Source organism: Kribbella sp. NPDC051586, assembly GCF_044453965.1.
Classification (GTDB): domain Bacteria; phylum Actinomycetota; class Actinomycetes; order Propionibacteriales; family Kribbellaceae; genus Kribbella.
The window spans coordinates 100,235-122,476 of record NZ_JBITDF010000002.1; the positions used below are offsets into that span (position 1 = coordinate 100,235).

Consider the following 22,242-nt stretch of genomic DNA (forward strand, 5'->3'; position numbering starts at 1 on the left):
AGCGACCGACCAGGAGCTAGCAGCATGAAGAAGACCATCGCGGTGGTGGCGAGCATCCTGCTCGCCGCCACCGTTTTTGTTGCCACGTCAGACAATCCCGTCCAGGCAGCCACACCGGTGCTGATGGGGGTGCACGACGACGTCGCCCCGAAGGACCTGGCCAAGCGCTACCCCGGCGTGAAGGCGACGCGAGAGTTCGTCAACGGTGTTCAGGGCACGAAGGTCGACCTGCGGAAGAAGTACGCCGGGGTCGCGAAGGCTTCCTGGGCTGCCGGTCTGATCCCGTTCGTCAGCATCAAGACCGCGCCGGGGCCGACCGGCGCCGGCGCGTACGACGCACGGTTCCGCGAGCTCGCGCAGTGGCTGGCCGAGCAGCCCGGCACCTACTTCATCTGGTACCACGAGCCCGAGAACGACATGGACGGCGCCACCTTCGCGAAGGCCTTCAAGCGCGTCCGCGACGTGATGAAGGCGGCGAACCCGCAGGTGAAGGTCGGCTACTCCGCGATGGCGTACCAGTGGAACAACCAGCCGCGGACCAAGGATCCGGCGCCGTGGCGGGTCGAAGCGGACTTCTACGGCGCCGACACGTACTCCGGCGGCACCCAACCGGCGACCGCGATCATCAGCGAGCACAAGGGCCACGCGCGCTGGTACCGCGAACTCGTGCAGAAGACGCCTGGTGCGGCCGCGAAGTGGGGCCTGACCGAGCGCGGGTTCAAGGGCACCAAGAGCGATCAGGCCCGGGCGAACGAGATCGACCGCGAGACGGCGTACCTCGACCAGCTGCCGGCGGGATCGCGGCCGTCGTTCTACCTGTACTGGAACACGAAGGGCACCGAGGGCGATCCCGATCTCGTCAACGGCCCGAAGGCGCGGGCGGCGGTGGCGCGGATGGTCGCGAAGCTTGGTTGACGGGTTCGGTGAGCGCCGAAGCGCCCGGGTGACAGACTCGGGGTATGACTTTCCGTGAATTGCATGCCGGTCGTTTCGTGATGCCGAATGCGTGGGACGCCGGCAGCGCGGTGATCCTCGCCGCAGCCGGGTTCCCGGCGATCGCGACGACGAGTGCGGGGATCGCGTTCTCGCTGGCGAAGGGCGATCACACGCTGCCCGACGGTGCGCCGGCGGTGTCGCGGGAGGCGATGTTCGAGCGGGTGCGGGAGATCGCGGCGGCCAGCGCCGTACCGGTCAACGGGGACCTCGAGGACGGGTACGGCGCCGAGCCGGCCCGGGTCGCCGAGACGATCACACTGGCCCGCGAGGCCGGGCTGGCCGGCGGGAACATCGAGGACTACGACGGCAGGGAGTTGTACGACGCCGCGCTGGCGGTCGAGCGGATCGTCGCGGCGCGCGAGGCGGCGGGGTCCGAGTTCGTCCTGACGGCGCGGACCGACGGGCAGTTGCTGCGTACGCCGACGTCGCTCGCGGACTCGATCGATCGTGCGAACCGCTTCCGCGCGGCGGGTGCGGACTGTCTGTACGTGCCCGGGGCGAACAGTCTGGACGCGATCCGCACGCTGGCGGAGGAGATCGACGGGCCGCTCAACGTGGTGATCGGGCTCGGTACCTCGACGCTGACCGTCGCCGATCTGCAGTCGGTCGGGGTGACGCGGATCAGCCTCGGCGGGAGTATCGCGCGGGCGGCGCTCGGGTTCGTCCGCCGGAGCGCGGAGGAGCTGGCGACGAAGGGCACGATCACGTTCGCCGCCGACCAGATCCCACAGGCTGACCTGAACCTGCTGTTCGCGCGATCATCCAGGGGTGAGCACTAGAGCGGTGGCGATGGCCCACGGCATCGTGGGCTTCACCACCTGCGTCTGCCTGATCGTCTTCTTCGCCGCCGGCGGTCCCTTCGGCACCATCAACGACTTCGGCAACGCCCTCTTCGGCGTCGTCAGCTTTGCCCTGGCGTGGCTCCTTCGCCCCGCGGCATCCTGGCTGTCCGGAGTGCTGGTGAGTCTTGCCGGACTCGGCGCGGCGTTGACGATCGTGGGCACGGTGCTCGTGGTCAGCAACATCACCGGGTACTACCTGGCCGGCTTGTGGTCGAGTTCCGGGTTCGGGCTGATCGGGATCTGGCTGGTCGGGATCAGCCGCCCGGCCGCAGCGCGGATGCGTCGGGCTGGGTTGATCGCAGGCGCGGTGATGGTGCTCGGGCTCGTCGGCGTACCTGGCATCTTCAGGGGACTCGACATCCTGGAGATCGCTCCGGCGTGGACCTACCTGGCCGACCTCAGCTGGGCCGGGACGTATCTGCTCTTCCCGGCCTGGAGCCTAGGACTGGCCTGGCAGCACCGTCCCGAACGCGTCGGCTAGCGGCGGGAACATCCCGCGCACATCTCCCCCGCTCACCCAGATCCCGATCGCCAGCGCAGCAGTTGCCTCCAGCAACTTCGCCCGCACCAACCCACCCGCGGCCACCGGCACACACCCGAGGTCCCGCACCAGCTCGGCGACGACCTCCACCCCGTCATCGCCACAGATCGGCACACCCAGCCCGGCCGGCGGGTTCCGCCAGACCGAATCCGCCGCGAGGTTGAACGCCTTCACCACCCGCACCTCCGGGACCGCCCGGCTGATCGCCTCGGCCGTCGCCGGCTGCGCCAACGTGAAATCCCTGTGGTCCAAGGCATTCGTGCAGTCGATCACCGTCCGGCCGGCCGGCACCATCCGCGCGACGTCGACCGCCACCTCGGCCGGTACGCCGAGCAGCACCACCTCGCCGTACGCCGCTGCCTCCGCCAACGATCCCGCCACCGCACCGATCCGCTTGGCGACCTCCCCGGCCCGGCCCGCATCGCGGCCGCCCACCATCACGTCGTGCCCGGCCCTGACCCACTGACCGGCGAGCGCTTCGGTCATCAATCCGTTGCCCAGTGTTCCTATTCGCATGGTCCGACGGTAGACAGTTCGATGCGCACCTTCCGGTGTCTATGCTGGCCCGATGGCAGCCGTCAAGCAGTTCCAGGTCACCTTCGATTGCGCGGATCCGGAGCGCGTCGCTCGCTTCTGGTGCGAGGTGCTGGGGTACGTCGTACCGCCGCCGCCCGAGGGCTTCGCCGACTGGGGCGAGTTCGATCGATCGTTGCCGGCGGAGAGTCAGGGCTCGGCGTTCGCGTGCATCGACCCCACGGGTGTCGGCCCGCGACTGTTCTTCCAGCGCGTCCCCGAGGGGAAGGTCGTGAAGAACCGGGTGCATCTCGACGTACGCGTCGGCACCGGGCTCGTGCGTGAGGAGCGGCTTGCCGTCCTCGAGGCCGAATGCGTTCGCCTGGAAGCGCTCGGCGCGACGCGTGGGCTCCTGCTGCGGTACGACGGCGTCAACGAGTCGTGCCAGAACATGCAGGACATCGAGGGCAACGAATTCTGTCTCGATTGATCGATAGGCACCACCTGGTGCGCATCGGCCGACGCACAATGGACAGGTGGAGCCGAGATTCTTCTCCGACTGTCAGGCGCGGGTCGCCGCCGACCTGATCAGCGGTCGCTGGCCGATGGTGGTGCTGTACTCGCTCGCCCACGGCGCCGCCCGCCCTGGTGACCTGCGCCGGCAGATCGGCGGCATCAGCCAGAAGGTCCTCACCGAGACGCTGCGCCGCCTCGAGCACAACGGCCTGGTCGAGCGCCGGCGGTACGCCGAAGCGCCGCCGCGGGTCGAGTACTCGCTGACGACCGCGGGCAAGGACCTGCTGGTCCCGATCCGGGCGCTGGGCGACTGGGCCGCTGTTTACGCCGACCAGGTCCCGACCGAAAGCAAACCGTAAACGCCTCCAGGCACAGTGATCGAGTCATCCAAACTGGAGGTTCTGATCATGTTCACGTTGCAGCAGGTCGTCGATGCCCCGCCCGCCGAGGTCGTCCGCGCGTTCACCGAGGCCGAGCCGTTCGCGGCCTGGTTCCTCGCCGAAGGTTTCACCACCCCGTCCGACCGCGTCGCGCTCGACGTCCGGCCCGGCGGCCTGATCTCGGCCGTCTTCGTCGGCGAAGGCGGCGTCGAGGTGCCGTTCACCCTCCGGTACGGCGAGCTGGATCTGCCGCATCACCTGGTCCTGCACTTCGACGACCCGGCCGAGGAGATCACCGTCGACCTGACCGAACTGCCCGGTGGCAAGACCCAGCTCGACTACCGCAGCGTCGGTCTCACGGACGAACAGCAGGTCCCGATCAAGCCTGGCGTCGCCACCATGCTCAACCACCTGGCGACGTACTTCAGTCGATGAACCCCTTGTACACGCCCGGCATCGGCCCGCGTCGCGGCAGCACGCCGGCTCCTCCGCCCGGTCCAGCCAGCCCCGGTCCGGGCGGGTCGCCGCCGCCTGCCTGGTCGTCGTACGGCTCGCCTCCAGTCGCTCCGAGCAGTCGCCGGGTCAGCGCATCACGCGACGACAGCAGCTCGGCGACCGCAGCTCGGAGGTGATCAGCTGCCGGCGCCTCTCCCGCCTCGGCAGCGAGCAGCACAGTCCGCCGTACCAGCTCTTTCATGAACGACGCCGTCGTACCCGCCGTCTGCTCCACGATCTCGTCCACCAACTCAGCGGACAGCTCCAGCCCCGGCCCGTAAAGCCGTAGCAGCCGCCCTCGTCCATCGGCGTCCGGCAGTGGCACCTCGACCGCCATGTCGACCCGACCGGGCCGCTGCATCAGCGCGGGCTCCAGCAGGTCCGCCCGGTTCGTGGTCAGCAGGAACGCCACATCCGCGTCCTGCGCCAGTCCGTCCATCTCGTTCAGCACCTGGAACAGCAGCGGATTCTCGGCGCCGTGCGAGTAGTCCCGCGCCTCGGCCACCAGATCGCAGTCCTCGAGTACCACGAGCGCCGGCTGCAGCATCCGCGCCAGCGCGCACGCCTGGGAGATGAAGTGGATGCTGGTCCCCGCGAGCAGCACAACGGTGAACTCGGGCAACTGCGACAGTACATACCGTATGGTATGGGTCTTTCCGGTGCCGGGCGGGCCGTAGAGCAGAACGCCCCGCCGCAGGTGCTGACCCGCCGCCAGCAGCGTCTCCCGATGCGCGGCGATCCCGACGACCTCCCGCTCGATCCGCTCCAGCACACCGTCGGGCAGTACGACGTCCGCGCGCGTGATCCCCGGCCGCGGATGCAACCGGAACGGCCCCACCCCCTGGCCGAACTCGTGCCCCTCGAACGACATCACCTTGCCCCGGAACACGTTGTGCTCCCGGATCAGCCCCGGCAGCGCCCCGAGGAAACGGTCGCCCGCCGCCTTCTCCACCGCGAGCACCTCGAGATCGACGCTCCCCCGCCCGTACTGCGGATTGGCCGCCCGCAGCAGAGCGACGTACCGGTCATCGCCCCGCACGCCCAGGTAGAACCCGAACGCGACGCAGTCCATGTCCTCGTCCACATCGATCTGCAAGCGCTGATAGTCGACCGCCCCGATCCCGAACCGGTCGTACTCCGCCAGCTCCAGGAGCTCGCCGAGCGAGTGGTGACCGCGGTTGGACCCCGCCAGCCCGACCACCTGGAACGAGTCGAACCACGCTTCGATCGCCCGCTGCACGTTCGGCAGGTCGTACGGCGGGAAGCTCGCCGACACCACCGGCACCTGCTCGGGGTCGACGCCGAGATGCGCCCGGAGCCGGTCCCGCAGGCTCTCCCGGCTGCTCCGCGGCGCGCCCTGCTGCATCCGCTCCAGGAAGCGCGTGAACAGCCGCGCGAACTCGTCGACCTCTGCCCCGTCGGCAGACACGGTGTCAGACATCTGGCGGTACCTCCTCGTCGTCGTTCCGGACCTATCCGGAGGGTCCTCCGCAACGGCGGATAGGATCTTCACCATGACAGCTTCCGAGTCCACCGACCGTCCGTACGGCGCCTTCCCGGTACGGATCGGTCTGCAGGTCCAGCCCCAGCACGCCCAGTACGCCGACATCCGGCGTACCGTCGCCGCGGCCGAGGAGATCGGCGTCGACGTGGTGTTCAACTGGGACCACTTCTATCCGCTCAGCGGTGAGCCCGAGGGCCTGCACTTCGAGTGCTGGACCATGCTGGCCGCCTGGGCCGAGGCGACCGAGCGGGTCGAGATCGGCGCCCTGGTCACCTGCAACTCCTACCGCAACCCCGACCTGCTGGCCGACATGGCCCGCACGGTCGACCACATCAGCGACGGCCGGCTGATCTTCGGCATCGGCTCCGGCTGGTTCGAGAAGGACTACGACGAGTACGGCTACGACTTCGGTACGGCGGGCGGCCGGCTGGACGCGCTCGGCGAGGCACTGCCGCGGATCGAGCAGCGCTGGACCAAGCTCAACCCGCAGCCGACCCGGGACATCCCGGTGCTGATCGGCGGCGGCGGCGAGAAGAAGACGCTGAAGCTGGTCGCGCAGCACGCGAACATCTGGCACGGCTTCGGTGACGCCGAGACGATCGCGCACAAGCACGCCGTCCTGGACGAGCACTGCAAGACGATCGGCCGCGACCCGGGCGAGATCGAGCGCTCGGTCGGCGTCGGCGACAAGGAGCCCGAGGACGTCGGCAAGCAGTTGCTCGACGTCGGCACCCGCCTCTTCACGGTCCACGCCTCCGGCCCCGACTACGACCTCGGCCTCCTCCGCGAGTGGGTCAGCTGGCGCGACGAGGTCAACGCCAAGTAGCACCTTGGGCACCCGCCAACCACCGGCGCCGACCGGAAACGGTTGGTGGGTGCCCAAAGCCGGGGGCAGGTTAGGATTTCGGGCATGTCTACGTTGCCTGGGAATGGTTCGGTGCGGGCGATCACCCGATGGGGTGAGGACGTCATGCATCGGGTCAACAAGCCTGTGACCGACTTCGGGGACGAGCTGCAGACGCTGGTCGCCGACATGGTCGCGACGATGAACGCGGCCGAAGGCGTCGGCCTGGCGGCGAACCAGGTCGGCGTCGACCTGCAGGTGTTCGTGTTCGACTGCCCCGACAAGGAGGGCAACCGGGTGCAGGGCGTGGTCTGCAACCCGACGGTCGAGGTGCCCGAGGGCAAGGACCGCAACCTGGACGAGGGCGACGAGGGTTGCCTGTCGCTGCCCGGAGCGTTCACCAAGTGCGCCCGCCCCGACTTCGCCAAGGTCACCGGGGTCGACCAGCACGGCGAGCCGGTCAGCTTCGAGGGCAACGGCCTGCTGGCCCGCTGCCTCCAGCACGAGACCGACCACACGCAGGGCATGGTGTTCGGCGACCGCCTGTCCCGCAAGTACAAGAAGCGCCTGTTCGCCGAGGCCGAGGAGTTCGCGCCGGACTACCCGTCCGACTGGCCGGTCTCCCCGATGGTCGAGCACGAGGACGACCACGAGGACGACCACGAGGACACCCCCGCCACCTGAGCTACCAGCGGGCCTTCTCCAGGTCGATCTCGTCGACCGTCTGGGCCGGGGTCTGACCGGTGGTGTCGAGCCACAGGCCCCGGCGCGGAACCTCGTCGAGGCCCGCCATCAGTGCGCGGACGCCCTCCTCGACCGAGGGTCCCCAGTCCCGGTACGCATTGTTGCCGCCGCGCCCGATCTCCCGCTCGACGATCGATTCGACCGACGGCACGAGTACGACCAGGTACGGGTCGACGCCCCGCAGCCGCGAGAACCATCGCTCGACGTGCTCGCCCAGCACGATGTCGCTGCAGACGAAGTCGAATCCGTTGTCGGCATAGTGCTGTGCCACGAGTGCGCTCGCGGCGTACCGCAGCTCGAGCTGCCGGACGGCCTCCGCGGACGGCTCCGGCGTCATGATCTCGGCTCCGGCGACGACGCCGCGGTAGAACACGTCGCCGTCGAGGGTTGCCGCGGGCGGGCCCATCCTTGCTGCGAGCAATGGTGCGATCGTGGACTTCCCGGCCGCCTGCATCCCCGTCACGAGGACTACCTTCGGTCTGCTCTCCATGCCTTCCGTGCCTCCGCCGTCAGCGAGTAGATGGTGGCGTCGAACGGTACGCCGTCCTCCTCCAGCACCGCCTCGTGATCGAAGCTCATCCCGAGCCGGCGCATGACCGCGATGCTACGGACGTTCGGGGTATCGGTCACCGCAATAATGCGCGGGAGGCCGAACGTCGTGAATCCGTGCTCGATCCAGGAGGCCGCCGCCTCGGCACCAGGCGTTCCGTCGTACGCATGGCGCCTCCTCAGGGTCGAGTGGCGTAGAACGCGACTGCTGCCGAGGATGCCACGTTGAGGGAGTCGACGCCGCCGGCCATCGGGATGCGCACGGTCAGGTCGGCCTGTTCGAGCACGTGCGGTTTGAGGCCGTGACCTTCGGTGCCGAAGATCAGCGCGAGCTTCTCGTCCTTGCGGCCGGCAAGCTCGTCGAGCGTGATCGAGTCGTCGGCCAGCGCCATCGCGGCGGCGACGTACCCGTTGTCCTGGAGGAGTCGCAGGTCGCCGGGCCAGTCCTGCAGACGCGTCCACGGCACCTGGAAGACGGTGCCCATCGAGACCTTGATCGACCGCCGGTAGAGCGGGTCGGCGCAGGTCGGCGTCACCAGCACGAGACCGACACCCAGCGCCGCCGCGGCCCGGAACCCGGCGCCGACGTTGGTGTGGTCAACGATGTCGTCGAAGATCGCGATCCGTCGTACGCCGTCGGTCAAGAGCTCTGCGAGGGGTACGGCGGCGCGGCGCTTGTACGACGCGAGCGCGCCGCGGTGCACGTGGAATCCGGTGACCTGCTCGGCCAGCTCCTCCGACACGACGTACACCGGCCTGTCCGGCCATTTCGCCAGGACGTCCTGCAAAGAGTCCAGCCAGCGCGGCGCGAGCAGGAACGACCGCGGCTCGAACCCGGCGTCCGCGGCCCGCCGGATCACTTTGTCGCCCTCGGCAATGAACAGCCCGTGCTCCTCCTCGAGCAACCGACGGAGACTGACCTCGCGCAACTTCACATAGTCGGCCAGCCGCTCGTCCGCGGCGTCGTCGACCGCGACCAGCGTCACACCGACCCACCGCCACGTGCCTGGGCGGCCACCTCGACCACGTTGCCCACGACAACGATTGCTGGTGCGCCGACGCCCGCGTCCGCCATCGCCGCCGCGATCCCGGCCAGGTCCGAGGTCACCATCCGTTGCCCCGGCAACGTTCCGTCGGCGATCGCGGCCGCCGGTGTGTCGGCCGGCCGGCCGGCCGCGATCAACCGCTCGGTGATCGCCGGCAGGTTCTCGACCGCCATCAGCAGGACCAGTGTCCCGTGCAGCTGCGCCAGCGCGTCCCAGTTGATCAGCGAGTCCGGGTGCGACGGAGGGATGTGGCCCGACACCACCGTGAACTCGTGCGTCACCCCGCGATGCGTGACCGGGATCCCCGACACCGCCGGCACCGAGATCGAGCTCGTGATCCCCGGCACGACGGTCCACGGCACCCCGGCCGCGGCGCACGCGAGCGCCTCCTCGAACCCGCGGCCGAACACGTACGGATCGCCGCCCTTGAGCCGTACGACGACCTTCCGGGCCTGTCCGCGCTCGACCAGGATCCGGTTGATCTCCTCCTGCTGCGCAGCCCGCCCGCGCGGCAACTTCGCCGCGTCGAACAGCTCCACGTCAGGGTGCAGCTCGTCCAGCAACTGCTGCGGGGCCAATCGATCCGCGACCACCACGTCGGCCTCGGCCAGCAGTCGCCGCCCGCGGACCGTGATCAGGTCCGGATCGCCCGGCCCACCGCCGACCAGGTACACCCCCGGTCGCCGATCCACGTCCCGTGCGGCCAGCTCCCCGGTCCGCAGCCCTTCGAGGATCGCGTCCCGGACGGCGGCCGACTTCCGGTGGTCGCCCCCGCCGAGGACGCCGATCGTCACGTTGTCGTGCTGCCCGGACGCGGGCGTCCACGCGGTCGCCCGCGAACGGTCGTCGGAACGCACGCAGAAGATCCGCCGCTCCTCGGCCTCCGCCGACACCTGATCGTTGACCGAGGCATCGTCCGTCGCCACCACGACGTACCAGGCGCCGTCGAGATCGCCTTCCTGGTACCCGCGCTCGATCCAGGTCAGCGAGGAGTTGCCCAGCAGGCCCTCGATCGTCGGTGTGACCGACGGTGAGATCAGGTCGACGTGCGCGCCGGACTCGAGCAGCCGCGGCAGCCGGCGCTGGGCGACACCGCCACCGCCGACGACGACCACGCGCCGGCCCTCGAGGACGAGACCGGACAGGTACTGATGCGTCACTGACCGATCCCCGCGTCCTCGAACGTGGCCATCTCGGCGAGCGCACGCACCGCGCAGGTCAGGATCGGGTACGCAAGCACCGCACCGGTCCCCTCACCCAGCCTCAGGTCGAGGTCGACCAGCGGCTGCAGTCCGAGCCGCTTCAGCGCGACCGCGTGACCGGGCTCTGCCGACCGGTGACCGGCGACGCAGTAGTCGATGGCGGCTGGGTGGAACGCCTGCGCCACGAGCGCGGCCGCACCGGCGATGACGCCGTCGAGGATGACCGGTGTGCGGTTGGCCGCGGCGCCGAGGATGTAGCCGGCCAGGGCGGCGTGCTCGAGGCCGCCGTACGCCTGGAGTGCCTTGAGCGGGTCGGCCGAGGGTACGTCGTGGAGCGCGAGCACGTCCCGTACGACGGAGGTTTTGTGGGCGAGGGCGGCGTCGTCGATGCCGGTCCCGCGGCCGGTGACCGCGTCGGCGGTCGCCCCGGTGAAGGTCGCGATCAATGCGGCGGAGGCGGTCGTGTTGGCGATGCCCATGTCGCCGGTCAGGAGGCAGCGGTACCCCTCTTGGACCAGCTTGTCCGCGAGGTCGAACCCGACCGCGATCGCCGTACGCGCCTCGTCCTCGGTCAGAGCGTCGGTCTGGGAGAGGTCGCGGGTGCCCCGGCGGACCTTGGCGTGGACGATGTCCAGCTGGTCCACCGGCGTCGCCACGCCGACGTCCACCACCCGTACATCGACTCCGTTGTTGGCTGCGAAGGCGTTCACGGCGGCGCCACCGGCGGCGAAGTTCGCGAGCATGGCGGCGGTGACTTCCTGCGGCCACGGCGAGACGTTCTGCGCGTGTACGCCGTGATCGGCCGCGAAGACCGTCACCACGGCCGGCTGCGGCACCTGCGGCGGGCAGGTCCCGGTCATCCCGGCCACCCGCACCGACAGCTCCTCGAGCACACCGAGCGACCCGGCCGGCTTGGTCAGCTGCGCGTGCCGCTCCCCGGCCGCCCGCATCGCTCCCGAATCCGCCGGCGCAATCCGCCCGAGGTACCCCTCCAGCGCGCCGTCCATCCCGCCGTCCATCCCAGCCTCCATCAGTTCCCGTCCACCGGTCCGGCCGACGGTCCCGTCGTACCGCTCCGATCTTCGCATCCCCGATCGGGTGCCCTGGGGTGGCCCGGCGGGATCTGGACAGTAATGTCGGAATCACCACACGTCGCGAGATCCCGGAGGATCACAGATGTCGCTCGATCGTCCCGTCGCACCGGACCCGTACGAACTGCTCCCGAAGGCTGGTTCGTTCACCGTCACCAGCACCGACGTCGCCGACGGCGAGCCGCTGTCCGACGACCATGCGTTCGCCGGCGGGAACACCTCGCCGCAGCTCAGCTGGTCCGGGTTCCCCGCGGAGACCAAGGCCTTCGTCGTCACCTGCTACGACCCCGACGCGCCGATCGTCTCCGGCTTCTGGCACTGGGTCCTGGTCAACCTCCCGGCGACCGTCACCGAGCTCCCGAGCGGCGCCGGCACGACCGAGCGCCTCGACAACGGCGCCTTCCACGTCCGCAACGACTTCGGCGCCAAGAGCTTCGGCGGCGCTGCCCCGCCGGCCGGCGACCAGGTCCACCGCTACTACTTCGTCGTCCACGCCATCGACGTGGAGGCCCTCGACGTCGACTCCGACGCGTCCCCGGCCGTGGTCGGCTTCAACCTGGCCTTCCACACGCTGGCGCGGGCGATCCTCACCCCGACGTACAAGATCGCGGAGTGAGGTTGTGGGAGCCGCCTCGTCGGAGGCGGCTCCCCACGGTCAGCTGAGCGGAGGCCTACGGCGCTCGGCGGCTGCGAGGTCGGCTGCCTCCTGTCCGCTCCACTGTGTTCTGCCCGCGCCGGAGAGTTCTTCGCGTACGTCGGTCCACCGGGCGGTGAGCGCGAACAGTACGACGGTGTCGAGCGCGATCATCAGCAACGACCAGACGGGGTAGGCGCCGAGCCAGGCGATCTGCGTGACCGCATGCAGGCAGACCAGCACGATGGCCGCGATCCTGGCCCACGTCTGCGCCGTGAGCAGTGCGGCGCCGACACCCATCAAGAGCAGTCCGAACACCACCAGCGTCCATCCCCAGGCGGTCACGTCGACGATGACGAGTTGTTCCCGGGCGATCGCCACGCGCTCGTCGGAGACCAGCGCGATGAATCCTTCGAAGACGTTGACCAAACCGGTCATCATGAGCAGCGCGCCGGCGAACACGACGATCCCGGTCATGGCCGCCCGGCCCCTTTCGCAGCCATCCTGCATCTCCTCTCGTGCGGCGCCGCCTGCTGAACCAGCGGCACCTGGCACCTGGATGCTGACCCAGCAGCCGCCGGTGCGCCTCCCCCGACGCGGATGAGGACGGTTCTGTCCCGTCAGAGGGCCGCGACGTAGACCCAGCGGCCGCCTTCACGCGTGAAGGTGCTGTTCTCCTGCTGGACGCCCGGCTTGCCGGCGGTGGTGTAGTGGGCGCGGAACTCGACGGTGCCCTCCGTGTGGAACGGGCTGCCGCCGGTCGTGCCGAGGATCTCCAGGCCGGTCCACTCCCGACCAGGTGGGAATTCGATACTCGCCGGTCGGGTCGTCAGGGACCACGTCTGCTGGAGGTACGGCGCGTCGTGCATGACGAATGCGGCGTACCGGGAACGCATCAGCTGCTCAGCGGTCGAGGCGGTTGCCTCGCCACGGTGGAGCGGACCGCAGCAGGCGGCGTACGGCGCATCCTGACCGCACGGACAGGTCGAGAGGGCTGGCATGGAGCGATTGTCGCCGATCGGTCGGCCGCTGGCGTGATCTACTCCGACGATGACGCTGACGGAGGCTGCGCGGTGGCGGCGGGTGATGGTGCGGCCGGTGCTCGAGTCGTTCGCTCGCGCCGACGGCGTGGACGCGGTGATGATGAGCGGATCGTCCGCCCGCGGTGACGCCGACCAATGGTCGGATGTCGAGGTCGGCGTGTTCTGGCAGCGGCCGCCTTCTGAGCGGGAGCGCCTAGCTGCTGCCGAGCTCGCAGGGGCGGTCGACGTTCGCCTGGTGTCGGACGTCGAGGCGCCGCCGCCCTGGTACGACCACCTCTACCTGCGTGAAGCCCGTCCGAATGGCCTGATGATCGAGGTCGCGCACATGCTGACCACCGACGTCGAGAGCGCGCTGGACGGCGTACTCGTGTCCGGCCGCCCCGACGATGCCGGGATGGTCCTGATCAAAGGCATCCTCGACGGGCGTGATCCGATCGGCCCGCGGGCCGAGCTCGTCGCCGAGTGGAAGGAGCGCGCAGCGGCGTACCCGCGGGACCTCGCGATCGCCGTCGTGCAGCACAACGGGAACATCGAGAAGTTCTGGCGCTTGCGGATGCTCGTCGACCGCGACAACCCGTTCCTCCTGGCCCGCGAGTTCGTCCGCATCGCCGGCCAGCTGCTCATCGTCCTGCACGCCCTCAACGGCCAGTACTGCGGAGCGCACCCCCTCTCCTTCAAACGCCTCGACACGATCGAACGCGATCTGAGCCTGGCGCCACCGTCCCTCGCGTCCCGCCTCCGCGCAGTCTTCACCGAGCCCGCCACCGAAGGCGCCCAAGTCCTGCGGGACCTCGTCGAGGAAACCTTCGACCTGGTCGAATGCCATCTGCCCGAGGTCGACGTCAACCTCCTGCGCACCACGTTCCGCAGCAGCCGCAAGCCCCTCGACTCACCGGACTGAGACCTGCGGGTCCTTCACCGGCATGCTCGCGACCTCCGCCTCCAGAGCGTCGTACTGCGTCGCGCTCAGCGACTCGGCCAGCACCACGCTGACGCGACCGCCCTTCCGTCCCCACGCGCCCGCGATCCTGCCGTCGACCAGCAAACCGTTCGGGTGGAAGGTGTCGGCGGCTGGGGTCAGCTCGCGGAGGCCGGGGGCGATGAAGCGGGCGTCGCGATCACGACCGAACAGCCGGAGGTCCGATGCAACCAGCAACCTGACCCCACGCGGCGACGGCGCCGACCGCAGGCCCTCCTCATCCGCCGCGAGGATCCACCCGGCGGCACCGTCGAAATCGACCTCGACCAGCTCGCCGGCCAGCAAGCCCCAGACCACGCGAGCGTCAGCGGGCGACAACCCCGACCACCACGAGAACGCCTTCGGCGTGGTGGGTCCGAAACAATGCACATGCCGTCGGCACAGCTCCACCCGCGCCTCGGCCAGGTCGATCGTCGGCCGCGGCACCTCCCGCGCCCACAGCGACGACGTGTCCCATCGCACCGCGATCCGCCCACTCGCACACGCCTCGCGCAGTTCGCGCCCCCATCCACCGCGCCGTTCACGACCGTCCAACATCGCGCACACCCGCTCCGCGACCACGTCGATCCGGCGTACTGCGTCCGCGTCGAGCGGCAAACGTCCCAGTGTGAACACCCCGAAATCCGTTGCCGGAAGCACGTAGACCGCGGCCCGCGGACTGTAGGTCTGGATCAGCGCGGGATGTTCCCAGTCCGACGGCACGCACTCCGACATCCGGGCGTGCAGCCCGAGCAGCGCGTCGCGGGGCGCGGTGTCCTGCAGACCGACGTACGCCGCCTCCGCGTGCGAGCCCGCCGGCAGCCGATCGACGAGGTGATTCACCTGCAGGCGGTAGGCGACGGCTTGCTCCCGCGTGATCATGACTGCGACCGTACGCGGAAAAGACGACACTTCGTGGCTTAGTTACGCCGGACCGTCGCGAGCCAGCCCGGAGCTCCGTTCGCATGCATCCGTGTCCCGATCCTGGTCGCTTCGACGTTGCCCAGCGTCCAACCGGAGTCCGCGTCGAAGGCGGTGTGCAAATCGACTTGGCTGATCGGATGCGGAACGTCGTCGGGGTCTGCGTCGCTGAAGCACAGCACGTAGAGCGTTGCGCCTGGTTTGGCGGCCGACGCCAGACTCACGACGTACTGCGCACGCTCTCCCGCATCGAAGGTGTGGAAGAGACCGCTGTCGAGAATCGTGTCGAAGGTCCGGCCCAAGTCTCCGAGTCGCAGCGCGTCCGCGGCAACGAACTCGGCCTCGACGCCACGCTCGGCCGCCTTCTCCCGGGCCCGCGCCAACGCTGTCTCGGCGACGTCGAACCCCAGCACCGGAACACCGCTCGAAGCGATGAGCACGGCGTTGTCGCCACTCCCGCAGCCCGCGTCGAGGACCGATCCCGTGAAGGCGCCGTCGGACACCAGTCGCACGACCGCCGGCTGCGGCCTGCCGAGCTCCCACGGGGCAGGACCGTTGGAGTACGACTCGTTCCACGGACGGCCCGCCATCCGCTCGTGACTGGTCGGTTGCCGCGTGCCGTACGGATCGTCGGACATCGTCGTACCCTTCGTGGCCTAGAGGTGTCCTCCCATGCTTACCGCACCTGAAGGGTTGATGCAGATGCTCCGGACCGCGCGGCTCGATCTGGTGGCGTTCGAGATGGAGCGGGATCTGGCCCCGTTGCATGCGATGTTCTCGGATCCGGAGTGGGCACGGGGCGGGTACATGACTCCGACGGCGACCGAGAGTGAGTCCCGGGAGCGCCTCGAGCGGGAGTTCGGCGGCAACGGCGGACGGACCTGGGTACTGCGGGTTCGGCCGGACGAGACCGCTGTCGGGGTGATCGGGGTGTTCTCGGACCAGGGCAGCTCGATCCGCGGGATGAGCTGGTACCTGCGGCGCGACAGGTGGGGCGCCGGGCTGATGAGCGAGGCGGCGCGTACGGTCGTCGGTCACCTGCTCGAGCAGCCGTCCATCACCGGCGTGGAGGCGTGGATCGACTCGCGGAACGTACGCTCGATCGCCGTCGCACGGCACGCGGAGCTCGACCTCGTCGGGCGGTTGCCTCGGACGCACGACGGCGAGATCGCCCAGTCGGTCGTGATGGGCCGCGCGGCGGAACCAGCGGATCCGATCACGTTCGGGATCATGCCGGTGCTGGAGGTCCGCGACCTCGCCGCCACAGTGCGCGTGCTGACCGGGTTGCTCGGCCTGCAGGTCCGCTTCGAACTCGACAACCTCGTGCATCTGGGGTTCACCGAGTGGAACGGTCAGAGCGGGTTGGAGGTACGGCGTACGGCCGGGGATGTCTCGCCCGCGACGATCGCGTTCGAGGTCGGCGTACTCGTGGATCCTTTGTACGACGCGGCGATCGCGGCCGGCCTGGCTGATTCGACGGCGCCCGCTGATATGCCGTGGTACCGGCGTACGTTCACGCTGGCGCTGCCGGAGGGGCACCGGCTGACGATCTCGGGGCCGGTCAGCGGTATGTGAACACCATGAACGCGCCGATCGCGAGAGCCAGCGCGCACAGCACCGCGCCCACCGCGGCCAACGGCTTCCCACCTCGGCTGCCGATCATGCCCGCGATGGCGAGACCCAGGCCCGGCAGCGCGAGAGGGAAGGCGGCGTACTGGCGATAGCCCGTCATGTCGACCGGCAGGAACGGCGCCACCAAGGCCATGAGGCCGAGGACGAAGGCGAGCACACCCAGCAACGCGGAGCCCTTCGGCTGGGCGGCGGCCCGAGCCTGCGCTTGTGCCTGCGCCCGCCAGGCGGGATCGTTGGGTGCCTGCGCGTAGTCCGGCCAGAGGTGCTGCGGATACCCGGGGTTTGCCTGCTGGGGGTTGGCGTTGCGGTCCGGCTGGCCGTAGTTCATGGGAACTCCGTCTTCCACAGGATGGGGTCTCCTGCGCTGACGCGGCGACCCCGCGGCCGGTTCCCTCGGCTATTCCTGTTCGCGGAGCGGGAATGCCCGGATGATCACCGCGGTCGGCGTCCCGGTATCGGCTCTGGGCTCCGAGCCGACGAAGTCGTGGAGGACGCGGTGGAGGCGGGCGCGCAACTCGGCGAGCTCCCCGTCGGCCAGCGTCACCACCTCGCTGAAGGCGAAGTCCTCGTCCTCGGACGTCTTCGCGGCCAGCCAGCTCGCGTACGCGGAGTCCTCGAGCTCGCGGTTGAGCGTCGCCTGCTCGACCCGCATCCGCCGCCAGGGCTTCACCCGTCCCGCCCCACCCGGCACCGCCTCGATCAGTCCGAGCGCCTCCAGCCGCCGCAGGTGGAACGAGCACGACCCCGTGCTCTCCCCCAACTCCCGCGCCGCGACTGTCGACGTCGTCGTACCGTCCCGGTCGATCAGCTCCAGCAACGCCTCCCGCAGCGGGTGCGCGCGGACGACGTCGCGCCGGTTCGGCGTACTGCGCTGGTCGGCCATACCTGGCATCCTAAACCGTTCGCTTTGCAAAGCAGGAACTTTGCAGACTACTATCTTTGCATGCCGACGTTCATCCAGGGTCGCCTTGCGCGCCGCCTGCCCGAGCTGACCGACGAGGTACGGCGCGGCACGGCCCGGCGGATCACGGAGTACGGCGAGGAGATCCTGCACCGCCCGTGCCGGCCGGTCACCGAGTTCGGCGCGGCGCGATGGGGTGCGCTGATCGACGACATGTTCACCACGATGTGGATCGCCGAGGGCTGCGGCCTCGCCGCGAACCAGGTCGACGTCGACGCGCAACTGTTCGTCTACGACCTCACCGACGAGTACGGCGACCGCCACCTCGGCCACGCGTTCAACCCTCGGATCGAAGCCCCGACCGCCCTCTTCGGCACCCAGCCCGGCACCGAAGGCTGCCTCTCCATCCCCGGCGCCAACGCTCCACTCCCCCGCCCCACCCGAGCCACCCTCCACGCTCAAGACGTCGAAGGCCGCCCCTTCACAGTCGACGCGTCCGGCTACCTGGCCCGCTGCCTGATCCACGAAACCCAGCACCTGTCCGGCACGCTCTACGTCGACCACCTGCCGCCACCAGCCCACACCCAAGCCCTCAACCACTCAGCCACAAACCGCCCCGAAGTCCTCACCCAACGCCAAAACCGCCAGCAACAACTCACCAACCTCGACTAACCTCCACAGCCATGGACAATCACATTGAGGGTTTTGTCCCTGAAGGCTCTGGTGGCCACGCGCTCTTCTGGGCTTGCCGTTGAGCGATCAGTGGGGTGTTGGGATGGTGACGTCCTGGCGGAGGGCTTGGAGGACTTCTAGTTCTCGGTCGACTTCGCGGCGTTTGGATTCGAGGCGTTCGACTCCTTCGGCGAGGAGCTGCTCGAGTACGCCGGTGCGCTCGGCGGGTGGTGCTTCCAGGCAAGGGAGGAGCTCGCCGATGGTCGTGCTGCCCAGGCCGGCGGCCAACAGGTGCTGGATCATCACGACACGCTCGACCATCGACGCGTCGAACTCGCGCCAGCCGCCCGCCGTACGGCTCGAGCGGATCAGCCCCTGCTCTTCGTAGTACCGCAGGGAGCGCGTGCTCACGCCGGTGGCGTCCGCGAGTTCTCCGATGCGCATGGGCCAAGTCTTGCACTTCACACCAGTGTGAAGTCTGACCCTGATGAGGCAACCGCACTGAAGGGAACCTCATGCACTGGCTCTACCTGGCCGTCGCCGTCGTCTTCGAGATCGCCGTGGCGCTCTCCGCCGGCAAGGCCCAAGGCTTCACCCACCGCGGCTGGACCGCCACGACGCTGGTCACCGGCGGCCTCGGCACGTACTTCCTCAGCCGCGCCCTGCTGACCTTCGACGTCGGCGTCGGGTACGCCCTCTGGACGTCACTCGCCGGCGTCGGCATCACACTGCTCGGCGCTCTGCTCTTCGGCCAACGCCTCACCTGGAACAAGGCGATCGGCATCGCTCTGGTCATCGCCGGCGTCGTCGGCCTCCAACTCACCGTCTGATCCCGAGGAGCACCCCGATGTCCACGCGCACCGCTTGGCTCACCTTGCTGCTCGCCGGCGCCTTCGAAATCGGCTACGCCCTCTCCGTCGCCGGCAGCCACGGCTTCACGGTCCGGACCTGGTCCGCCGTAGCCGTCGTCTTCTTCCTGCTCACCCTCTGGGCTCTCAGCCGCGCGCTCCGCACGATCGACGTCAGCACGGGGTACGCCGTCTGGGCCGGCCTCGGCGCAGTCGGAGCCGCCGTACTCGGACCGATCTTCTTCGATGAGACCCTCACCGCGGCGAAGACCGCCTGGCTCGCCGTCATCATCACCGGCGTCGTCTGGCTGAAGCTCGCCGACCGCCCTAGCACGACTCAGTAGCCCCGACGGCGTACGCCGCGCCTCGGAGGAGCCGGCAAGCGAATTCTGCCGCGTTGTTGGTAAGACGCCCGGACTGGCTGACGCTGATCAGATGGCCGAGGAACCACTTCATCGGACCTTCTTGCGTACTTCGTGGTATCCGGGACTGGAGAGAGGCACGGCTTGATGCAAAACGTGGCACCGGTGATCAACCTGGGCCGCCAGGACAGGACGCTCCGGCGCGCGTTCGTTGCTGCGGTGGTCTCCCTGGTGGCAACGTTCGCCGCGGTCGGCTCGACAATCCCCCTGTTCAACATCTACCGGGCCGAGGAGGGGTTCACCAACGCCGACATCTCGCTGACCGTCGTCGCCTACTCCGCCGCAACTCTGAGCACGCTGTTGGTGCTGGGACGACTGTCGAATCACGTAGGCCGACGATCCAGCGCGGTCGCCAGCCTAGGACTGCTCGTACTGGGTTGTCTGCTGCTCTTGAACGTCCACCACATCGGCGTCCTGATCGCAGGTCGGCTTCTCATGGGTCTTGGCGCCGGACTGGCCAGCAGCAGCCTCACCGCCTACATCGTTGATACCGCGCCGGCCAGGCCGACCTGGCTGGCCTCGGTTGCGTCCAGCCAGACAGTCATGCTCGGTCTCGCCGTGGGTGCGATCGCCTCCGGCGCCTTGGTTCAGTTCGGGCCGTGGCCGCGCGACCTTATCTACCTGGTTGCCATCGGCCTGCTCTTACTGTCTGCTGCACTCGTCGCGATAAGCCCGGAGACCGTGACGCGGACACCAGGCGGTTGGCGATCACTACGTCCTAGCGTTCGCGTACCGGTCCAAGTCAGGCATCTGCTCCCTGTCGCGGCCGGCGTGTTCCTGGCCACCTGGGCGACCGGAGCCTTCTACCAAGCCTTTGTGCCCGCACTGGTCGCAGATCAGCTTCACACCAGGAGCTCGCTGGTCATCGGACTGGTGTTCGCCGCCTACATGGGCCCCAGCGCCATCGGGGCTCCCCTTGGCGGCCGGTTCTCACCCGCGGCGGCCCAGCGCATCGGCATGACCGCCTTCCTGGCCGGATGGATCGGCCTGATCACAGCCATCTCCACCGGTGCATTGCCGTTGTTCATCGCCGCCACCATCACCGCGGGAGCCTCTCAGGGCATCGCCATCAGCGCCGCCATCCGTGGACTGCTCAGCGGCAGTACCCTGCGCGGCCGGGCACCGACATTCGCCGTGGTCTATCTCCTCAGCTACAGCGGCGCGACGATTCCCAGCCTCATCTCCGCGCAACTCACCAACACCTTCGCCTTGCCACAGATTGCCCTCGGCTACGGCGGGCTTGCTCTCATCACTACCGTGTTCACCGTCCTCGCCGCGCGCAACCCGCACACGCCTGTCTACAGTACGAAGGGATGAGCCGATGACCAGTCCGGAACAGGTGCCGCATACCGAAGTCGAGCCGAGTCGCCGCAGGCAAAGGCCCGACGGGACAGGCTTCTACCTTGCCAGCGGCGAGCTGACGGTGGCCGGCGTGTCCGACCCAACGCTCGCCGACGCTGGGCGAGTCGACTTCAGTGTCACCGCAGGACTGTTCGGCGGCGTCGACACGGATCTGGTGCTGGCGAGCTGGAACACCGCGCAGACCGCTGAGCCGGGCACTGTACGGTCCGAAGGCGGGCGCACCGTCCTGCCGTTGCAGACAGAGCCGCTGATGCTCAACTCCCTTCCGACCACCATGCGAGTGCAGCTGCGAACGGAGGCGAGCCCCCACGACGCCGAGGGCGACTGGGAGCTCGTCCTCCATTTCCGCAATCACACCGGATCGAGTCTCACCTGGCACGCCCGTCTTCCCGCCGAAGCATTCGGTGCAGGCTGGCCGGCTCCCTTGGCCGACCTACTGACCATCGACGGCATCGACGGCGTCGACGGCATCGACGGCATCGACGGCACCGACGCCGCAGACGACGAACCCGCGCCCAGCGCCGAATCCGCGTCGGCTTCTCCGGCAGTGACCGTGATCCACCACTCGGACGACGAGTACTACGAACTCCTCGTCGACGGCCGGCAAGCCGGCCTGCTCGTCTACCACGTCATCGGCTCGAACCTGTCGATCACGCACACCGTGATCGAACCGTCCTTCCGCGGCCGAGGGCTTTCGTGGGCGCTGGTCGGCCGTGCGCTCGACGACATCCGCACGAAGTCGGTGACGGTATCGAACTACTGCCCGGTCGTCAGCCGATTCGTCGAGCAGAACCCCGAGTACCGCGATCTCGTCAGCTCGTAGGGCCCCGGCGCACGGCGTGTGCTCGGACCGAGTCCATTGCCAGGTCGAGGGCGATACGCATCGGTCCGGGGTCGCGCGCCGCCTGGGCGAGCACATATCCACCCTGGACTGCGGCCATGATGCCGGTTGCCAGCGCCGCGGGATCGGCGTCCTCGGACAGCGTGTCGTTGTCCTTCATCCGCTCGAGCGCGGCGGTCAGCAGCGAGATCCAGGACGTCAGGTGTGCATCGAGATCGAGGCGTGCGGCCTCGTCCTGATCGGAGAGTTCGGTCGACAGTGAGCCCAGTTCGCAGCCCAGGGCTCCACGACGTGCTGTGACGCGCTGGAGGATGGCGCGGCACCAGCGATCGAGGCCGCTGAACGAGTCGACCCTGCGCAGGTACTGCTCCTCGCGCTCGAGCACCCGGCTGCCCCGCAGTGCGATCACCGCCTGGACCAAGGCGCTCTTGTCGCCGAAATGCCGGTAGAACTGTGACTTGCTCGTCCCACTGGCGGCTGTCACTTCGTCCAGCGTGGTGGCTGCGGCGCCCTTGAGTGACATCAGTTCGTCGGCGGAGGCGACGATCCGGGCTCTCGTGGCCGCGCCGCGGGAGGTCAGGCGGCGATCGAGCTCGTTCACTGTCTCGGGCACGCAGAGAGCTTATCGGGCCGGGCAACGATTGGAAGCAGGCTGCAGCTGAGGGTGCGGGCAGGCGTGATCTCACCCCGCGGGTAAGCACGCGTGCCGGGGCCGACACCAATTCCCGTGAGGAGCCGGCGCACC

General features: G+C 69.0%; 31 protein-coding genes. 16 read left to right on the plus strand and 15 right to left on the minus strand.

All coding sequences use genetic code 11. The annotated features are described in order from the left end of the window. The first annotated feature begins 24 nt into the window (after positions 1 to 24). From ACIA58_RS10875 to ACIA58_RS10885, 3 genes are read left to right on the plus strand one after another with little or no spacing between them, the layout of a single operon-like run. Complete coding sequence (locus ACIA58_RS10875) at positions 25 to 915, plus strand: hypothetical protein (protein ID WP_396403431.1); 891 nt, start codon at positions 25 to 27, stop codon at positions 913 to 915. Between the two features lie 44 nt (positions 916 to 959). Then, positions 960 to 1,775: an isocitrate lyase/phosphoenolpyruvate mutase family protein gene (locus ACIA58_RS10880; protein WP_396403432.1), complete on the plus strand. Its 816-nt coding sequence runs from the start codon at positions 960 to 962 to the stop codon at positions 1,773 to 1,775. Next, entirely contained in the window at positions 1,765 to 2,319 is a 555-nt protein-coding gene (locus tag ACIA58_RS10885; protein ID WP_396403433.1) for a hypothetical protein, read from the plus strand. Before ACIA58_RS10880 ends, ACIA58_RS10885 begins: the two co-directional genes overlap by 11 nt. Here ACIA58_RS10885 and ACIA58_RS10890 read toward each other — a convergent pair. Continuing rightward, positions 2,278 to 2,895, minus strand: coding sequence for an NADPH-dependent F420 reductase (locus tag ACIA58_RS10890; protein WP_396403434.1), 618 nt, complete (start codon positions 2,893 to 2,895; stop codon positions 2,278 to 2,280). The two genes, ACIA58_RS10885 and ACIA58_RS10890, sit on opposite strands and share 42 nt — an antisense overlap. A gap of 52 nt (positions 2,896 to 2,947) precedes the next feature. Between ACIA58_RS10890 and ACIA58_RS10895 the strand changes: the two genes are divergently transcribed. The 3 genes from ACIA58_RS10895 to ACIA58_RS10905 are packed head-to-tail and all read left to right on the plus strand — an operon-like array spanning position 2,948 to position 4,223. Then, complete coding sequence (locus ACIA58_RS10895; protein ID WP_396403435.1) at positions 2,948 to 3,382, plus strand: VOC family protein; 435 nt, start codon at positions 2,948 to 2,950, stop codon at positions 3,380 to 3,382. A gap of 46 nt (positions 3,383 to 3,428) precedes the next feature. Next, complete coding sequence (locus tag ACIA58_RS10900; RefSeq protein WP_396403436.1) at positions 3,429 to 3,767, plus strand: winged helix-turn-helix transcriptional regulator; 339 nt, start codon at positions 3,429 to 3,431, stop codon at positions 3,765 to 3,767. A 48-nt stretch (positions 3,768 to 3,815) separates the two neighbouring features. Then, the gene (locus ACIA58_RS10905; protein ID WP_396403437.1) at positions 3,816 to 4,223 is read left to right on the plus strand and encodes an SRPBCC domain-containing protein; all 408 of its coding nucleotides are present in this window, start codon (positions 3,816 to 3,818) and stop codon (positions 4,221 to 4,223) included. Here the strand turns inward: ACIA58_RS10905 and ACIA58_RS10910 are convergent. Continuing rightward, on the minus strand, positions 4,213 to 5,724 hold the full coding sequence (locus tag ACIA58_RS10910; protein WP_396403438.1) for an AAA family ATPase: 1,512 nt from the start codon (positions 5,722 to 5,724) through the stop codon (positions 4,213 to 4,215). The genes ACIA58_RS10905 and ACIA58_RS10910 overlap by 11 nt on opposite strands. 73 nt (positions 5,725 to 5,797) lie before the next feature. Here ACIA58_RS10910 and ACIA58_RS10915 point away from each other — a divergent pair, with 73 nt between their 5' ends. Both ACIA58_RS10915 and def (ACIA58_RS10920) read left to right on the plus strand, forming a co-directional pair. Next, a complete protein-coding gene (locus tag ACIA58_RS10915) occupies positions 5,798 to 6,613 on the plus strand; it encodes an LLM class F420-dependent oxidoreductase (RefSeq protein ID WP_396403439.1) in 816 nt (271 codons plus the stop codon). Positions 6,614 to 6,697: 84 nt separating this feature from the next. Then, the gene (def, locus tag ACIA58_RS10920; RefSeq protein WP_396403440.1) at positions 6,698 to 7,315 is read left to right on the plus strand and encodes a peptide deformylase; all 618 of its coding nucleotides are present in this window, start codon (positions 6,698 to 6,700) and stop codon (positions 7,313 to 7,315) included. Position 7,316: 1 nt separating this feature from the next. Here the strand turns inward: def (ACIA58_RS10920) and ACIA58_RS10925 are convergent, their stop codons facing one another. The 5 genes from ACIA58_RS10925 to cobT are packed head-to-tail and all read right to left on the minus strand — an operon-like array spanning position 7,317 to position 11,260. Then, the gene (locus ACIA58_RS10925) at positions 7,317 to 7,829 is read right to left on the minus strand and encodes a hypothetical protein (protein ID WP_396404964.1); all 513 of its coding nucleotides are present in this window, start codon (positions 7,827 to 7,829) and stop codon (positions 7,317 to 7,319) included. 14 nt (positions 7,830 to 7,843) lie between these two features. Continuing rightward, the gene (locus tag ACIA58_RS10930; protein ID WP_396404965.1) at positions 7,844 to 8,143 is read right to left on the minus strand and encodes a GNAT family N-acetyltransferase; all 300 of its coding nucleotides are present in this window, start codon (positions 8,141 to 8,143) and stop codon (positions 7,844 to 7,846) included. Continuing rightward, on the minus strand, positions 8,104 to 8,910 hold the full coding sequence (locus tag ACIA58_RS10935; RefSeq protein ID WP_396403441.1) for a TrmH family RNA methyltransferase: 807 nt from the start codon (positions 8,908 to 8,910) through the stop codon (positions 8,104 to 8,106). Before ACIA58_RS10935 ends, ACIA58_RS10930 begins: the two co-directional genes overlap by 40 nt. Beyond that, complete coding sequence (gene cobA / locus ACIA58_RS10940; RefSeq protein WP_396403442.1) at positions 8,907 to 10,130, minus strand: uroporphyrinogen-III C-methyltransferase; 1,224 nt, start codon at positions 10,128 to 10,130, stop codon at positions 8,907 to 8,909. The genes ACIA58_RS10935 and cobA overlap by 4 nt, the downstream gene beginning before the upstream one ends. After that, a complete protein-coding gene (gene cobT / locus ACIA58_RS10945; protein WP_396403443.1) occupies positions 10,127 to 11,260 on the minus strand; it encodes a nicotinate-nucleotide--dimethylbenzimidazole phosphoribosyltransferase in 1,134 nt (377 codons plus the stop codon). Before cobT ends, cobA begins: the two co-directional genes overlap by 4 nt. Positions 11,261 to 11,348: 88 nt before the next feature. On the opposite strand from cobT, the gene ACIA58_RS10950 reads away from it, so the two are divergent. Then, a complete protein-coding gene (locus ACIA58_RS10950) occupies positions 11,349 to 11,879 on the plus strand; it encodes a YbhB/YbcL family Raf kinase inhibitor-like protein (RefSeq protein WP_396403444.1) in 531 nt (176 codons plus the stop codon). A 39-nt stretch (positions 11,880 to 11,918) separates the two neighbouring features. Here the strand turns inward: ACIA58_RS10950 and ACIA58_RS10955 are convergent, their stop codons facing one another. Continuing rightward, positions 11,919 to 12,374 (minus strand): hypothetical protein, encoded by a 456-nt coding sequence (locus ACIA58_RS10955; protein WP_396403445.1) that lies wholly within the window; start codon positions 12,372 to 12,374, stop codon positions 11,919 to 11,921. A gap of 143 nt (positions 12,375 to 12,517) precedes the next feature. Beyond that, positions 12,518 to 12,766 (minus strand): YchJ family protein, encoded by a 249-nt coding sequence (locus tag ACIA58_RS10960; protein WP_396404966.1) that lies wholly within the window; start codon positions 12,764 to 12,766, stop codon positions 12,518 to 12,520. A 181-nt stretch (positions 12,767 to 12,947) separates the two neighbouring features. Between ACIA58_RS10960 and ACIA58_RS10965 the strand changes: the two genes are divergently transcribed. After that, positions 12,948 to 13,841: a hypothetical protein gene (locus ACIA58_RS10965; protein ID WP_396403446.1), complete on the plus strand. Its 894-nt coding sequence runs from the start codon at positions 12,948 to 12,950 to the stop codon at positions 13,839 to 13,841. Here ACIA58_RS10965 and ACIA58_RS10970 read toward each other — a convergent pair. Further along, a complete protein-coding gene (locus tag ACIA58_RS10970; RefSeq protein WP_396403447.1) occupies positions 13,830 to 14,780 on the minus strand; it encodes a DNA glycosylase AlkZ-like family protein in 951 nt (316 codons plus the stop codon). The two genes, ACIA58_RS10965 and ACIA58_RS10970, sit on opposite strands and share 12 nt — an antisense overlap. Positions 14,781 to 14,818: 38 nt before the next feature. Continuing rightward, entirely contained in the window at positions 14,819 to 15,457 is a 639-nt protein-coding gene (locus tag ACIA58_RS10975; RefSeq protein WP_396403448.1) for a class I SAM-dependent methyltransferase, read from the minus strand. Between the two features lie 34 nt (positions 15,458 to 15,491). Between ACIA58_RS10975 and ACIA58_RS10980 the strand changes: the two genes are divergently transcribed. Next, positions 15,492 to 16,394 (plus strand): GNAT family N-acetyltransferase, encoded by a 903-nt coding sequence (locus ACIA58_RS10980; protein ID WP_396403449.1) that lies wholly within the window; start codon positions 15,492 to 15,494, stop codon positions 16,392 to 16,394. On the opposite strand, the gene ACIA58_RS10985 is transcribed toward ACIA58_RS10980, so the two are convergent. Further along, a complete protein-coding gene (locus ACIA58_RS10985; RefSeq protein ID WP_396403450.1) occupies positions 16,381 to 16,779 on the minus strand; it encodes a hypothetical protein in 399 nt (132 codons plus the stop codon). The two genes, ACIA58_RS10980 and ACIA58_RS10985, sit on opposite strands and share 14 nt — an antisense overlap. A 69-nt stretch (positions 16,780 to 16,848) precedes the next feature. Next, on the minus strand, positions 16,849 to 17,334 hold the full coding sequence (locus tag ACIA58_RS10990; protein ID WP_396403451.1) for a winged helix-turn-helix domain-containing protein: 486 nt from the start codon (positions 17,332 to 17,334) through the stop codon (positions 16,849 to 16,851). Between the two features lie 60 nt (positions 17,335 to 17,394). On the opposite strand from ACIA58_RS10990, the gene def (ACIA58_RS10995) reads away from it, so the two are divergent. Beyond that, entirely contained in the window at positions 17,395 to 18,024 is a 630-nt protein-coding gene (gene def / locus ACIA58_RS10995) for a peptide deformylase (RefSeq protein WP_396403452.1), read from the plus strand. Positions 18,025 to 18,111: 87 nt separating this feature from the next. Here def (ACIA58_RS10995) and ACIA58_RS11000 read toward each other — a convergent pair whose 3' ends face one another. After that, positions 18,112 to 18,468, minus strand: coding sequence for a MerR family transcriptional regulator (locus tag ACIA58_RS11000; protein ID WP_396403453.1), 357 nt, complete (start codon positions 18,466 to 18,468; stop codon positions 18,112 to 18,114). 71 nt (positions 18,469 to 18,539) lie between these two features. Here ACIA58_RS11000 and ACIA58_RS11005 point away from each other — a divergent pair, with 71 nt between their 5' ends. From ACIA58_RS11005 to ACIA58_RS11020, 4 genes are all read left to right on the plus strand, one after another. Continuing rightward, entirely contained in the window at positions 18,540 to 18,854 is a 315-nt protein-coding gene (locus ACIA58_RS11005) for a DMT family transporter (protein WP_396403454.1), read from the plus strand. Positions 18,855 to 18,871: 17 nt separating this feature from the next. Further along, positions 18,872 to 19,216 carry a DMT family transporter gene (locus tag ACIA58_RS11010; protein ID WP_396403455.1) on the plus strand — a complete coding sequence of 115 codons (345 nt, stop codon included), beginning with the start codon at positions 18,872 to 18,874 and terminating at the stop codon, positions 19,214 to 19,216. A 183-nt stretch (positions 19,217 to 19,399) separates the two neighbouring features. Next, the gene (locus ACIA58_RS11015; protein WP_396403456.1) at positions 19,400 to 20,611 is read left to right on the plus strand and encodes an MFS transporter; all 1,212 of its coding nucleotides are present in this window, start codon (positions 19,400 to 19,402) and stop codon (positions 20,609 to 20,611) included. 4 nt (positions 20,612 to 20,615) lie between these two features. Then, a complete protein-coding gene (locus ACIA58_RS11020) occupies positions 20,616 to 21,479 on the plus strand; it encodes a GNAT family N-acetyltransferase (RefSeq protein WP_396403457.1) in 864 nt (287 codons plus the stop codon). Here ACIA58_RS11020 and ACIA58_RS11025 read toward each other — a convergent pair. After that, a complete protein-coding gene (locus tag ACIA58_RS11025; protein ID WP_396403458.1) occupies positions 21,469 to 22,110 on the minus strand; it encodes a TetR/AcrR family transcriptional regulator in 642 nt (213 codons plus the stop codon). The two genes, ACIA58_RS11020 and ACIA58_RS11025, sit on opposite strands and share 11 nt — an antisense overlap. Between the last annotated feature and the right edge of the window lie 132 nt (positions 22,111 to 22,242).

Excerpts from the sequence above, each read along its gene's own strand:
- ACIA58_RS10960 (WP_396404966.1), bottom strand. The coding sequence starts at position 12,766 with ATGCACGACGCGCCGTACCTCCAGCAGACGTGGTCCCTGACGACCCGA.
- ACIA58_RS10895 (WP_396403435.1), top strand. The coding sequence starts at position 2,948 with ATGGCAGCCGTCAAGCAGTTCCAGGTCACCTTCGATTGCGCGGATCCG.
- ACIA58_RS10890 (WP_396403434.1), bottom strand. The coding sequence starts at position 2,895 with ATGCGAATAGGAACACTGGGCAACGGATTGATGACCGAAGCGCTCGCC.
- ACIA58_RS11010 (WP_396403455.1), top strand. The coding sequence starts at position 18,872 with ATGTCCACGCGCACCGCTTGGCTCACCTTGCTGCTCGCCGGCGCCTTC.
- ACIA58_RS10965 (WP_396403446.1), top strand. The coding sequence starts at position 12,948 with ATGACGCTGACGGAGGCTGCGCGGTGGCGGCGGGTGATGGTGCGGCCG.
- def (WP_396403452.1), top strand. The coding sequence starts at position 17,395 with ATGCCGACGTTCATCCAGGGTCGCCTTGCGCGCCGCCTGCCCGAGCTG.
- ACIA58_RS10915 (WP_396403439.1), top strand. The coding sequence starts at position 5,798 with ATGACAGCTTCCGAGTCCACCGACCGTCCGTACGGCGCCTTCCCGGTA.
- ACIA58_RS11000 (WP_396403453.1), bottom strand. The coding sequence starts at position 18,468 with ATGCGCATCGGAGAACTCGCGGACGCCACCGGCGTGAGCACGCGCTCC.
- ACIA58_RS10875 (WP_396403431.1), top strand. The coding sequence starts at position 25 with ATGAAGAAGACCATCGCGGTGGTGGCGAGCATCCTGCTCGCCGCCACC.
- def (WP_396403440.1), top strand. The coding sequence starts at position 6,698 with ATGTCTACGTTGCCTGGGAATGGTTCGGTGCGGGCGATCACCCGATGG.
- ACIA58_RS10905 (WP_396403437.1), top strand. The coding sequence starts at position 3,816 with ATGTTCACGTTGCAGCAGGTCGTCGATGCCCCGCCCGCCGAGGTCGTC.
- cobT (WP_396403443.1), bottom strand. The coding sequence starts at position 11,260 with ATGCGAAGATCGGAGCGGTACGACGGGACCGTCGGCCGGACCGGTGGA.
- ACIA58_RS10980 (WP_396403449.1), top strand. The coding sequence starts at position 15,492 with ATGCTTACCGCACCTGAAGGGTTGATGCAGATGCTCCGGACCGCGCGG.
- ACIA58_RS10955 (WP_396403445.1), bottom strand. The coding sequence starts at position 12,374 with ATGACCGGGATCGTCGTGTTCGCCGGCGCGCTGCTCATGATGACCGGT.
- ACIA58_RS10985 (WP_396403450.1), bottom strand. The coding sequence starts at position 16,779 with ATGAACTACGGCCAGCCGGACCGCAACGCCAACCCCCAGCAGGCAAAC.
- ACIA58_RS10950 (WP_396403444.1), top strand. The coding sequence starts at position 11,349 with ATGTCGCTCGATCGTCCCGTCGCACCGGACCCGTACGAACTGCTCCCG.
- ACIA58_RS10970 (WP_396403447.1), bottom strand. The coding sequence starts at position 14,780 with ATGATCACGCGGGAGCAAGCCGTCGCCTACCGCCTGCAGGTGAATCAC.
- ACIA58_RS10880 (WP_396403432.1), top strand. The coding sequence starts at position 960 with ATGACTTTCCGTGAATTGCATGCCGGTCGTTTCGTGATGCCGAATGCG.
- ACIA58_RS10910 (WP_396403438.1), bottom strand. The coding sequence starts at position 5,724 with ATGTCTGACACCGTGTCTGCCGACGGGGCAGAGGTCGACGAGTTCGCG.
- ACIA58_RS11020 (WP_396403457.1), top strand. The coding sequence starts at position 20,616 with ATGACCAGTCCGGAACAGGTGCCGCATACCGAAGTCGAGCCGAGTCGC.
- ACIA58_RS11005 (WP_396403454.1), top strand. The coding sequence starts at position 18,540 with ATGCACTGGCTCTACCTGGCCGTCGCCGTCGTCTTCGAGATCGCCGTG.
- ACIA58_RS10975 (WP_396403448.1), bottom strand. The coding sequence starts at position 15,457 with ATGTCCGACGATCCGTACGGCACGCGGCAACCGACCAGTCACGAGCGG.
- ACIA58_RS10925 (WP_396404964.1), bottom strand. The coding sequence starts at position 7,829 with ATGCAGGCGGCCGGGAAGTCCACGATCGCACCATTGCTCGCAGCAAGG.
- ACIA58_RS10990 (WP_396403451.1), bottom strand. The coding sequence starts at position 17,334 with ATGGCCGACCAGCGCAGTACGCCGAACCGGCGCGACGTCGTCCGCGCG.